At 64.4% G+C, this 13183-nt stretch carries 5 protein-coding genes; all 5 read right to left on the reverse strand.

Annotated elements, in window-relative coordinates; translation table 11 throughout:
* Positions 1–7 precede the first annotated feature (7 nt).
* Entirely contained in the window at positions 8–9793 is a 9786-nt protein-coding gene (locus JKL48_RS04230; protein ID WP_201978971.1) for a T9SS type A sorting domain-containing protein, read from the reverse strand.
* 14 nt (positions 9794–9807) lie between these two features.
* A complete protein-coding gene (locus tag JKL48_RS04235) occupies positions 9808–10812 on the reverse strand; it encodes a hypothetical protein (protein ID WP_201978974.1) in 1005 nt (334 codons plus the stop codon).
* A gap of 298 nt (positions 10813–11110) precedes the next feature.
* The gene (locus JKL48_RS04240; protein ID WP_201978977.1) at positions 11111–11764 is read right to left on the reverse strand and encodes an NAD-dependent epimerase/dehydratase family protein; all 654 of its coding nucleotides are present in this window, start codon (positions 11762–11764) and stop codon (positions 11111–11113) included.
* 118 nt (positions 11765–11882) lie between these two features.
* A complete protein-coding gene (locus tag JKL48_RS23715; protein ID WP_201978980.1) occupies positions 11883–12257 on the reverse strand; it encodes a four helix bundle protein in 375 nt (124 codons plus the stop codon).
* A gap of 26 nt (positions 12258–12283) precedes the next feature.
* Positions 12284–13138, reverse strand: coding sequence for a CvfB family protein (locus JKL48_RS04250; RefSeq protein ID WP_201978983.1), 855 nt, complete (start codon positions 13136–13138; stop codon positions 12284–12286).
* Positions 13139–13183 lie beyond the last annotated feature (45 nt).

Raw genomic sequence — 13183 nt, forward strand, 5'->3', positions numbered from 1 at the left:
ACGGCGCTTACTCCTTCACCAGGCGTTTCACCACCGTGCCTTCCTGGGCGTAGATGCGGACGGTGTAGACACCGGTGGGCACGCCGCTCAGGTCGAGGGTTTCGGAGAGGAAGCCTTGCTTGGGCCGCACGCTCAGCGAGCGGACGGTCTGGCCGAGCACGTTCACCAACTCTACCTTCACCGCACCCTGCTCGCGCAGGCCGGCCAGCTCCAGGGTGGCTTTGCCGGTGGTGGGGTTGGGGTAGAGGGCGGTGCGGGCATCGAGCTTGCCGGTGGTTACGGCCGTGACGGCGCCGGCCACGAAGTTGAGGTAGAAGCGCTGGCCGGTGTAGTTGGCCAGCATCGTGAAGGCGTAGGTCGGGTTGGCGGCCAGGTTCTGGCGCTGGTTCAGCACCCGGTCTTCGAGCCATACCTGGGTGCCGGCGGGGGCATCGGTCAGGGCCGTCAGGTCGAGGCGGTGGGCACCGTCGGCGCTCACGCGCACCCCGAGGGGAATGACGGGGGCCGTGGCCAGGTCGGGCAGGCCGTTGATGGCGAAGCCTTCCGTACCGGCCAGGCTCCAGAGGCTGGGGCGGCCGCTGCCATTGAGCTGCACCTTGTAGGCATCGTGCTGGGCCGAGAAGCCCAGGCCCGCGCCGGGCTCGAAGTAGATAACCGTTTCATCCACCGTGCCATTGGCCACGTTGGTGGCTTCGAGGCGCAGCAGCGGGCGGGTGGTCGTCGGCGTCGTGGTGACGGGGCCGGTGGGCGTGGTGCCCTGGCGGTTGAACACCGGCGACAGGTACGAGGTAGCCCGCACGGCGTTGGTGAAGCTCACGGCCGCCGTGGGGGCGGTGGCCCGCACCAGGAAGCCCTGCATGGCGGCCAGGTCCTTGGTGCCGCCGTTCTGGCTCACGCCGGCTACGTAGGTCTTGTAAGTGCCCGTGTAGCGGCCGCTGGGCTCAAACACGTAGAGGGCATCGGCCACGCCGGTCAGCATGCCGGTAGTGTTCCGCACCACGTCCCAGTCCATGGGGGCGGGGTAGGGGTTGCCGAGCAGATGCCAGCCCGAGTTGGCCTGGCTGCCGCGGGTGAGGCTGTAGCTCACATTGCCGTTTTGCAGCAGACCCGTGATGTCCACCGTGGTGGTGGGCAGCGTTTGGGCGGTGTAGCCGCGCATCGGCTCCAGGTCTTCGTTGGCGGCGGGCACCATCCAGCCATCGTCGAAGGTCGGCTTGCTGGCGGTAATACGCGTCTCGTCGAACTTGAAGAGGGTAGGGAAGGGCGTGGCCGAGTTGCCCACGGTGTTGTAGGCCGGGTTCAGCTCGAACACCGGCAGGTCGTCGGCAAACTCCTGCACGGTGGTGCTGATGCCGTTGGCGCTGCGCTGCATGGGCGAGGAGTAGTGGCGGTAGCCGGGCGCCCCGGTCAGGCCCGTGATGAAGCGCTCCATCGTGGCCTTGCCCGTCACGATGCCGCCGCCCACGGGGTTAATCACCATGGCGGTGCCGCCGGCGTTGCTCGTGAGGGTGAGGTGGTCGTTGGCGGCCAGGTTGCCGGTGGTCAGGGTCAGCACGTGAGTCAGGAAGAGGTTATCCGTGCACGTCACGCCGGTGGCGTTCTGGATGTAGAGGTCGTAGAACCGCGTGGGGGTGAGGCTCACGCCGCCCAGGGTTTGCGGGCCCGTGCCGATGCAGTACCAGCCGTAGAGGCCGCAGTTCACCAGGCCGGTGTTCACGTAGTTGCCGAGCAGGTACACCGGCCCGTTGCAGGTCACGCCGGCGGGGTTCGAGCAGTTCAGGCCGAAGAAGCGCAGCTGCTGGGTGCCGCCGCAGGTTTGGGCCACGGTGCCGTTGAAGTACACCGTGAAGGTGGCCGGGTTGAAGGGCCCGTTGCAGAGCCAGTTGCCCGCCACGTAGATGTCGCCGCCCAGCACGCAGCCCACCAGGTTGGCCCAGGTGATGTGGTGGAAGTAGCTGCGGGCCAGCGCGCCGGTGGTGGTAATGGTTTGCAGGGCCAGGCCGTTGAAGGTAACCAGGAAGCCATTGCCGCGGAAGATGCCGGTGTTGTTCCAGTTGCCGGCCACCGTGATGTCGCGTAGCAGCTGCACGTTCACCGTGTTGGTGATGCCCACGTTGTAGAAGGCCGAAAGCGCCGTGCCGCCGATGGTCTGGAGGATGGTGCCGTCGAAAATCACCGTCTGGCCATTGGCGATGTAGCCGCCGTTGTTCACCCACAGTCCGCTCACGTAGATGCCGTTGAGCAGCGTCACGCCTTGCAGGTTATCGAAGGTGAGGTCGTGGAAGTGCGTGCGGCCCGAGGTGCAGGTAATGGTCTGCGGCACCGAGCCGTTGAAGCGGGTGCGGAAGCCGCAGCCGCAGTAGCCGCCGGAGTTGATGAAGTTGTGCACCACGTCGATGTTCTGGCCCAGGCTCACGTTCACGGCGTTGTTAAAGGTCACGTCGTAGAAGGTCGTCAGGGCCGTGCCGGCGATGGTTTGCAGCACCGTGCCGTTGAAGTACACCAGCAGCGCGTTGTGCAGGAAGGAGCCGTTGTTGGTCCAGTCGCCGAGCAGGGTGATGCCCAAATCCTGCCGCACTGTGGCGCCCAGCGCAATGGTGAAGTGGTGGAAGATGGTGGCTACCGAGCCGCCGATGGTTTGCAGCACCGTCCCGTTGAAGGTCACCAGCTTGCCATTGGCGAGGAAGCCGCCGTTGTTAATCCAGTTGCCGGTAAGGAAGATGTTGTTCTGCAACGTCACGCCGGCCAGATTAGCAAATACCACGTGGTGGAAGGTGAGCGTGCCCGCCGAGTAGACGCCCTGTACCACGCTGCCGTCGAAGTACACCGTGAAGCCGCCGGCCGTGAACAGCGACAGCGCCAAGTTGCGGAAGTCGCCGCGCACCCGGATGTCGTTGGCCAGGGCCACGCCCACCGGGTTATCCATCGTCACGTTGCCGAAGATGGTCACGCTGGTGCCGCCGATGGTTTGCAGCGCCGAGCCGTTGAACGTGACGAGGTAGCCGGAGCAGGTGAAGAGGCCGTTGTTCACCAGGTTGCCCCGGATGAAGATGGGGCCGCCGATGCTCACACCGCCCACCGTGTTCAGGATGTTGAGCCCGAAGAAGGTGGTCGTAGCCGTGCCGGTGATGGTCTGGGCAATGCTGCCGTCGAAGTACACGATGTAGATGGCCGGGTTGAATGAGGTGTTCGTGGCCCCGTTATTCGTCCAGAGGCCGCGCACTCGAATATCCTGCCCCAGCGCCACGACCCCGGTGCCGGTATTGGCGAAGGTGATGCCGTAGAAGATGGTGGAGGTATTGCCGTTGATGAGCTGGGCAATGCTACCCGCAAACGTCACCGTGAAGTTGCCGTGCAGGAACGCGCCGTTGTTGGTCCAGTCGCCCAGTATGGTCACCACGCGGCCCAATTGCACGGTAGCCGTGGGCATGATGGTGAGGTGGTGGAACAGCGTGGTGACGGTGCCGGCAATCAGCTGCGTGCCCGCGCCCGAGAAGTACACCCGGAAGCCGTTGGCCACAAAGCCACCGTCGTGCGTCCAACTGCCGTTCAGGTAAATATCCGAAAGCAGCGTGACGGACGTGGGGTTGTTGAAGCGCAGGTCGAAGAAGCGCGTGAGCAGGCCGCAGGAAATGGTTTGGGCCACCGTGCCGTTGAAGTACACCCCGTAGCTGCTGCCCAGGAACACGCCCGAGCCGGCCCAGTTGCCCAGCACCGTAATGGCCTGCCCCAGCGTCACGGTGCCACTGTTGGCGAAGGTGACGTGGTGGAAAATGGTGTTCACCGAGCCGCCAATGGTCTGGGCCACGTTGCCAACGAAAGTGACGAGGTAGCCATTGGCCACGAAGCCGCCGTCGTTGCGCCAGTTGCCCCACACGTTGATGTTGCGGTTGAGCGTGATGCCCGCCAGGTTGTTCCAGGTCACGTGCCAGAAGTCGAACAGGCCGCCGCCCGTCAGGCTCTGCGCGCCCGAGCCGCTAAAGGTGAAGGTATAGCCCGTGTACACGCTGCCCACCAGGTTGTAGCCGTAGAAATTGCCCGCGTTGGCGAAATTGCCCAGCAGGGTCACGTTCTGAAGCAGCCGCACGTAGGAGTTCAGGGCAATGTTCCAGTGGTAGAACGAGAGGCCGGTGTAGCCGCCCACCGTCTGCACCACGCCCGGGCCTTCGAAGCCGTTGAAGAACACCGTGAAGGTGCCGGGGTTAAACGAGCCCGCGTACAAGTTGAAGTTGCCGGCGATGTAGATGTTGGTGGCCAGGCTCACGCCCGCCGCGTTGTCCACGTAGAAGTGGTAGAAGAAAGTGGTGGGGTTGGCCGTAATCACCTGGGCCCCCGTGTTGCCGCCGAAGCGCACGTAGTAGCCGTTGGTGGTGCCGCCGTTCAGGTACCAGCCGTAGAAGACGCCGGTGTTCACGAAGGCGCCCAACACGTAGATGTGCCGGTGCAGCGTCACGCTGGCCACCGTGTTCTGGAAGGTGACGTTGTAGAAGTTCGTGATGGCCGTGCCGTCGATAATCTGGGCCACCGTGCCGGCAAAAACCACCGAGTACGTGCCGCCGAAGAACAGGCCGTTGTTAATCCAGTTGCCCAGCACGGTGATGTTGTTCACCAGCGTCACACCCACCAGGTTGTTGATGGTAATGTGGTAGAACGTGGCGCCGCTGCCGCCAATGGTCTGCGCCGAGGTGCCACTGAAGTCCACGCCATAGGTCAGAGCGTTGAAGGTGCCGGTAGCCGTCAGGTTGCCCAGGAAAACGGTGTTGATGCCCAAGTTCACCACCGCGCCGCTGTTCACAAACACGTTGTAGAACGTGCTGATGGACGTGCCGTTGATGAGTTGGGTACCGCCGATGCCGTTGAAGTACACGCCGTAGCCGGCCACGCCCACGAAACCGCCGTTGTTGGTCCAGTTTGAATACACGTACAGCGGGGCGCTGCTCATGGTGAAAACCGACGTGCTGCCAATCACCACATTGCCCGTGTAGAAGGCCGCCGCGCCGTAGAGGTACTGCGCACCGATGCCCGCGAAATTCCAGGTGCTGCCGCCGCTGGCGGCCGTGATGCCGTCCACGGTCACGTTGCCATAGAGGTTGAAAATCCCGTTGTTGGTGAACGTGGCGCCGCTGGCAATGGTGAGGTGCAGGGCCAGCGCCGCCGTGCTGCCCGCGATGACGGGGTAGGAGCCGACGCCGCCCGGAATCAGCACCGTGCTGGTGGCGGTGGGCACCTGCCCGCAGCTCCAGTTGCCGGCGTTGAACCAGTCAGTGCTCACCGCGCCCGTCCAGGTAAAGGTCAGGGCGCCAATGGTCAGGTTCGAGCCATTGTCCGAGCCGATGGTGCCAGGGTTGTTGCCCACCACGCGAATGCGGTAGGCCGTGCCCGCCGCCGTGCCCAGCGGAATGGTGGCCGCAATGCTGCCGCTGGCAGTGCCGCTCAGCGTGCCAATGGCCACCGGCGCCGCAAACGAGCCGCTGGCATCCGAAAGCTGCGCCGTGAACACGTTGCCACTCGTGAAGCCCGACGCCGTGAAGGCCACGCTCAGCGAGGAGCCGGGGCAGAACGAGCCGCTGAACGCCGTGGTGGCCAGCGAAGTCGAGCCGGCATTCACCACCACCACCGCCGAGGTCTGCGACTGGCAGCTGCCCTTGCTCACGAACAAGTCGTAGGTGCCGGCGTTGGCCGAAGTCGCGTTCGGAATGGTGAGGCTGGCGCCCGTGCCCACCTGGGTTTTGCCCAGGAACCACACGTAGCTGGCCCCCGTCACCACCTGCGCATTGAGCTGGATGGTGCCACCCACGCTCACCGGCGAGTTGTTGGCCGTGATGGCCGCCACCAGCTGCGAGGTAATGCCAATGTCGGAGCCGTTATCAGCCGGCGAGATGTTGGCCGAAGCACCCGACACCAGCCGGACGCGGTAGCCCGTGCCCAGCGGGGTGCTCACGGGGTAAGCCCCCTGAATCAGGCCATTGCCCGTGCCGCCGAAGGACACCGAGCCGATGGCCACCGGCGAGGCAAACGAACCGGCGGCATCGGACAGCTGCGCCGTGATGGTGGTGCCGCTGGGCAAGGCCGCCCCCGTCACCGCAAAGCCGATGTTTGCCGCGTTGCCGGCGCAGGTCGTGAAGCCGCCAAACTGGCTGATGGCCACCGTGGTGGCGCTCGGCGGGTCAATAACCACCTGCGTCGAAGCGGTGCTTTGGCAGCTGCCCTGCGTCACCACCACCGAGTATTGCCCCGAGGAGGCCGTGGTCATGCTGTTGAACGTGGGGTTCTGCGCGTTGCTGATGAAGCCACCGCCGCCGCCCGTGTAGCTCACGTACCACTGGTAGGACGTGGCGCCGTTGGGGCCGGCAAACAGCTGCAAGGTGCCGCCCGTGGCCACCGGCGAGTTGCTGCTGGCCGTGGCCGTGAGCAGGGTGGGCACGGTCAGGTTCGAGCCGTTGTCGGTGGTGCTGGTCACGGCCGGGTTTGAGCCGATGAGGCGGACGCGGTAGCCCGTGCCGCTCGGCGTGCTGGTCGGAACCGTAGCCGCCACCGAGCCATTGCCCTGGCCGTTAAACGCCACCGAGCCAATGCTCACCGGCGAGGCAAACGAGCCGCTGGCGTCGGAGAGCTGCGCGGTGATGGTGTTGCCGCTGCCGAAGTTGTTGCCCGTCACCGAGAAGCCCACGTTGAAGGCTACGCCCTGGCACAGCGTGCCGCCAAACTGCGCAATGGCCAGAATGGGCTGGGCTGAGGGGTTCACCACCACGGCTGTGCCCACGCCGGGGCTCTGGCAGCCGTTCACCGTCACGTAGAGGGTGTAGGTGCCGCTGTTGCCGGGCGTAGCGTTCGGGATGGTCGGGTTCTGCTGGTTCGACGAAAAGCCGGGGCCCACCCAGAAATAGCTGGCGCCGGCCACGGCCTGGGCCGTGAGCTGGATGGTGCCGTTGTAGGCCACCGGCGTGTTGCTGCTGGGCGTGGCCGTGGGCTGGGTCGTGATGCCGATGTTCGAGCCGTTGTCGTTGCTGGTCACGGCCGGATTGGAGCCCACCAGGCGGATGCGGTAGGCCGTGCCGGTGGGCGTGTTGGTCGGGAGGGTGGCGGAAATGGCCCCGCTGCCCTGGCCCGTGAAAGCCGCCGAGCCAATCACCGTGGGCGCGGCAAACGAGCCGCTGGCATCGGAAAGCTCGGCCGAAATGGTGTTGCCGCTCAGGAAATTATTGCCCGTCACCGAGAAGCCAATGTTGAACGACGAGCCCGCGCAGCCTGTGAAGGTGAACTGGCTCATGGTGAGCACCGGCACCGCGTTGGGCTGCACCAGCACCCGCACGCTGGCCGAGTCCTGGCAGCCGTTCGAGTTGGTGACGAACACGAAGTACTTGCCGCTCTGGCTGGGCTGGGCGTTGGCCAGGTTCAGGGTCTGGCCCGAGCCCACGGCGGCGGTGCCGCCGCCCGTGTAGGTCACGTACCACTGGTAGCTGCTTTGGCCCGTGGGCTGGGCCGTGAGCTGAATGGTGCCGTTGTAGGCCACCGGCGAGTTGCTGCTGGCCGTGGCTGGCGGGGTGGGGTAAATGGTCAGGTTGGTGCCATTGTCGGTGCCCGTGATGGCGGGGTTCGACGCCACCACGCGCACCCGGTAGCCGGAGCCGGCCGGCGTGCGGAAGGCCACGGTGTCGGTCAGGGTGCCGCCGCTGCTGCTCTGGCTGCTCAGGTTGCCGTACAGCCGCGAACCGGCCGTGAACACCCCGTTGGCATCCGAGAGCTGGAAGCGGAACACGTTGCCCACGTTATAACCCGCCATGTTCGTCGTGAAGGGCACCTGGATGTAGGTGCTGCTGCAAAACGCCGTGGGCGACACCGTGCCCGTGGCGATGGTGGGCGGGTAGGTGTAGTTGCCTGCGGAGCAGGCCGTGCCGCCGGGCGCGGTCACGCACAGCTGGCCGGTGCTGCCGCCGGTGGGCGCAATGGCCGTGATGCTGGTGCCGGAGTTCACCGTGAAGCTTTGCGCCGCCACCCCGTTGAAGGTGAAGGCCGTGGCGCCCGTGAAGTTGGTGCCCGTCACGGCCACCGAAGTGCCGCCCGCCCCGCCCGTGGGCGTGAAGCTGGTGATGGTGGGGCTCGCGCAGTTGAAATCGTAGGCGCCCACGTCGCCGAGGCCCGTCCAGGAGCTGGGGGTAATGCCTTGAATCCGCAGCCCGCGCACCCCCGTCAGCGGCGTAGCGAAGTTGCGCACCACCGGCGTGGTGTTGCCCGCCGCCACGGTGGTGCTGTAGGTGTCTACGGTGGTCCACGTCACCATGTCCGGCGAGGTCTGAACGACGTACGTGGCGCTGGTGCTTGGGGAGGCCGTGGGCGTGTAGCGTACTTCCGTCAGTCGCCGCGCCGTGGTCATGTCCACCTGCATGGTGCCGCTGTACGTGCCCGCGTTCCATACGCCACCGTTAAAGCCGGCTTGGGCGTTGTTGCTGGCGTAAAAGCTGCTTTGGGTGTAGTTGCCGCTGGGCAGGCCGGCCGCAAAATTAGCCGACGAGGCGCAGCCGTTTTTCACAAAGGTTTTGCTCCATACCAGGCTCCACTTGCCGTTGGCATCGCGCGAGCGCACCGAAATGCGGTGCGACCCGTCGGCCAGCGCACTGGCGTCGGCCGCGAACGCGACAGTGGGCAGGTCCTGGGCCGCCGTCACCGGTACGTCGGTGCCGGAGCCAAACCCAGGGTCGTTGTCGAAAAAGTATTCCACCTTGTTCACATTGGGCGCCACGGCCACCGCGGGCTCGTAGTAAAAGTTGCGCACGCTGGTCAGGCTCCACTTGTTGCTGGCGTCTTTGCTGCGGACTTGCAGCGTGTGGAATCCCGGCGTCACCGAGGACAGGCTCACGGCCACGCTCACCGCGCCGATGTCCGTAGCGGCCGTCACGGGCACGTCGGTGGCGTTGCCAAAGCCGGGGTCAGTATCGAGGAAGTACTCCAGCTTCACCACGTTGGGCGCGCTGGCCGCCGCGTTTTGCTCATAATAGAAGCTGCGCACACTGGTCAGGCTCCACTTGTTGCTGGCGTCCTTGCTGCGCACGCTCAGCGTGTGGAAGCCCGTGGCCAGGCTGCTCAGGTTCACCGCAAGGGTCAGGCCGCTGACGTCGGCAGCGGCCGTGAGCGGAATATCAACGCCGTTGCCGAACCCCGGCTCGCCGTCAATGAAGTATTCGGCCTTCACCACATTCGGCGCGCTGGCCGAGGCGTTGGGCTCGTAGTAAAACGTGCGCCGGCTGGTCAGGCTCCACTTGCCGCTGGCATCCTGGCTGCGCACGCCCACCTGGTGGAAGCCGGCGGCCAGGCTGCTCAGGTTGACGTTGAAGGCAATGCCGCTGATGTCGGTGGCCGCCGATACGGGCACGTCAACTGCTGCCGCGAAGCCGGGGTCGGTATCGATGAAATACTCAACTTTGGTGACGTTGGGCAGGGTTCCGGCAGAAGCCGGCTCGTAGTAGAACGTGCGCCGGCTGGTCAGGCTCCAGGCGCCATTCGAGTCCTGGCTGCGCACGCCCAAGGTGTGAAAACCGGGGCTCAGGCTGGCCAGCGGCACGGCGGCCGAGAGGCCGGCCAGGTCGCTGGCCGGGGCGCCGGGCAGGCTAAACGCCGTGGCTGCCCCAAAGCCGGGGTCGGCATCAATAAAATACTCGGCGCGGGCAATGGTGGCCTGGCCGTGGCTGCGTGCCGCGCCGCCCAGCAGCAGAAACAGCAAGGCAAGCGCACGCCACCAGCCGGCGCGTTGGTGCCAACCGCCCGGAGCGGGGCGGGGTTGAGGAAAGCGTTGCATAGACGGGGCGCGGCTTAGTTATTCGAGCGGGTGCCCAGCGTCACGTTCAGCGTGTTGCCGCTCACGGCCTGGCTGAGCTGGTAGATGGCCGGGATGGCCGGCAGCCCGCTGAAGTGGTAAGCATAGCCCGTGGAGCTGCCCGTCGCGCCGATGTCGACGCCGCCCTGGCCGCCGCCGGTGGCGGGGTTGGTGCCGGTTTTTAGCTTGTACCAGGCATCGTATTGGCCGGGCGCGGTGGGCGCCAGCACAAACACGCTGGACTGGGACACGCTGGGCGTGTTGTTGCTTTGGGAGCCCAAGGTGGGCAGGGCGCCGGTGAGCAGGTTGTACTGCCAGGTGGTATTGGCCGTGGTCGACAGGCTGTTGATGTAGTTGTTTTTTACGGTGAAGTTGTCGAAATACGCCGTGCCGCTCAACATGTCGTTGTTCGAAAACTCCCCGCTGAAGCTTGCGAGGCTGACGTTGGCGGAGCTCAAGATGATGTTGTTGGTAATGAGCAGATTGGTCGAAGATGCAGAGCCGCTGTAATAAGAAATGGTGTAGATGTAATTCTGCCGGATGAGGGTATTGCTGATGTTGGCATTGTAGTTAGCGTAGATAGTGCTGTTGATGTAGTTGCGCACAATGGTGAGGTTGCTGACCCCTGGGTACAAGTTGCCGTTTATCGTCATGCCCGCGATGCTGGAGCCCGCGCTGCCCGGATTGAATACCACTTGGTCGATGGTTGCCGGAATCACGCTGGCTTGCAGGGCCGGTGGCTGGTTGAAGCTCAGGAAGTAGCCGGGCCCCACGATGGTGAGCTGCTTGGTGCAGGTGAGGTTGCCGTAGCTGACGGTGGATGGTTCCACTTGGATGATGTCGCCGTTCACGGAGGCGTCGTGCGCCAGTTGAATCGTGCTGTAGATGTTGGTGCCCGTGATGCCGGTGTTATTCACCCGGCGGATGGTGCCCTGGGCCGAAGCCAAGTGGCTGGCCAGCACCAGCAATACGAAGAAGAGGGAAGCGGAGAACTTTTGCATGGGACTTCAGAAAAAAAGTGGTGGAGATGTTGACGCATCACCCGCTCCCTTACCCCGTAGAACAAGCAAATGGAGTAGGCGTATGCAAGGGTAAAATTGACCTTTGCAGAGGCGCCCATACAATCCGTGCTGTCCCGTATTTTCCCCGCACGTTCTATCCGTGCCAGCACGGATAGAACGTGCCAAAAAGGCCCTCAATGAGCTGATTTGGCTTTAAAGCAAAAAATAATTATTTTACTATATAATATCCTCCGCCGGGCCTGTTTGCGCCTTGCGCAGGGGGCGGCCGGCCCCGGAATCAGGCCAACGGGGCCAGCTCGTTCGACTCGTGCACGCGCACGCCGCCACCATCGTCTTCGGCGGCGCGCAGCATGGCGGCGGCCACCGCGGCGCCACTCACGGGCCGGTACTTCAGCAGCGGGCCGCGCATCAGCGGCTGCAGCACCCGCAGCACCGCCGCCGCGATGCGCTCGCCCAGGCGGGGCTGCGCCCGCTCGCCCAGCAGCAGCGAAGGCCGGAAAATGTGGATGGCCCGAAACGGCGTCTGGCGCACGGCGGCTTCCATCTCGCCCTTCACCCGGCTGTAATACATGCGGCCTTCCGGGTCGGCGCCCACGCTGCTCACCACCAGCAGCTGCGAGGCAAAATTGCCGGCCGCTATGGCCGCCAGCCTCACCACGTACAGGAAATCAACCTGATAAAAGGCTTCCTTCGAGCCGGCCTGCTTCAGGGTGGTGCCCAGGCAGCAGTACACGTCATCGGCAATGAGCTTGAGGCGCACGGCCTCCAGCTGGTCCAGGTCCGTCACCACCTGCACCAGCTTGGGGTGAATAATGGGCACCGATTTCCGCCCCACCACAACCACCTTGGCATACCGCTCCGAAGCCAGCAGCAGCGGCAGCAACTGGGAACCAATGAGGCCCGTGGCCCCGGCGAGTAAAGCGGTTTTCATGAGGGGATAGGGGATAGGGGATAGGGAATAAGGGATACGGGAGAAGGGACGGGAGGATGGGGGAATGAGGGGTTGAACTTGCAAGGAAACAAGAAACAGGAGCCCTTTTTCTTATCCCTTATTCCCTATCCCCACTATGTTTTCTGATAAGGCCGTTGACCAATGCCGTGATGTGGTCGAGCGTCGCTAGTGCTTCATCCGTTTGAATGGCGGTGATGTAACTCATCTTCTCTGCTAACAGCAGAAGCGTATCCATTTCGGTAACGGAGCCTCGGGCAATAACCAGAAAGCGACAAAAGTCCGGACTCGAATGCCGGCCGGCCCCTTCGGCTATGTTTAAAACGACGGAAGAGGCTGCCCGCCGGAGCTGTGACGCTAATTCATATCGCTCTTCGGATGGAAACTGGCGGGCTAGCGCATAGGCCGTCGGGACAGACTCAAACGCCAGTCGCCAAGCATCCAAACTGTAATGCGCTTTATGTCGACGTGCCATTTTCTACAGCTTAACAATCATATCCCTTATTCCCTATCCCTTATCCCCACAAGCACCGTTGCCTCCGGCTCCAGCAGCACCAAGCCCTGGCGAAACAGCGCCCCCAGCGCCTTCTTGAACACCTTTTTGCTCATGCCCACGCGGCGGTACACGTCCTCGGCCAGGCTTTTGTCGCCCAGCGGCAGGCGGCCGCCCGGTGCGGCCTTGAGGGCCTTGAGCAGCGTGTCGGTGGCCGATTCTACTTCGCCGTAGCCGGTCTGCTGCAGGCGCACGTCGAGCTTGCCATCGGCCCGCACCTGCTTGAGGAAGCCGGGCAGGGTTTCGCCCAGGCGCAGCGGCCGGAACACCTCGTTGTGAAATAGCAGCCCCTGGTGCGTGCCGTTCACGATGACGGGGTAGCCCAGCTCGGTTTCGTCGGCCACTAGCAGGCGCACCTCATCGCCGGGCTGGCCTTGGAACGGGTTGTTTTTCAGGAATTGCTTCCACTTGGCGGAGGCCACCAGCCGGTCGCTTTCCTCGTCGAGGTACACGTACACCAGCACCCGCTCGCCCACGCGCAGGTCGCGCCGCTGGTTGCGGTAGGGCAGGAGCAGGTCTTTCTCGAGGCCCCACTCCAGGAAGGCGCCGGCCGGGCCGTGGTCCTTCACGGTGAGGGCGGCGAAGCTGTCGACCAGGGCCAGGGGCCGCAGGTTGGTGGCAATGAGGCGGTCCTCCGAGTCGCGGTACACGAACACGCGCACGATGTCGCCCACGCGGGTGCCGGCCTCCACGTACTTTTCGGGCAGCAGCAGGTCGCCGTCGTCGGAGGTGAGGTAGAGGCCGATGCTGGTTTCGCGGGCTACTTCGAGGTCGTTGTAATCGCCGAGGAGGAGGCTGGCCATGGGGTGCGGTATTTAGGGGTGGAAGGGCAAAGGTCGGGACTGGCG

Source organism: Hymenobacter rubidus, from assembly GCF_016734815.1.
Lineage (GTDB): Bacteria > Bacteroidota > Bacteroidia > Cytophagales > Hymenobacteraceae > Hymenobacter > Hymenobacter rubidus.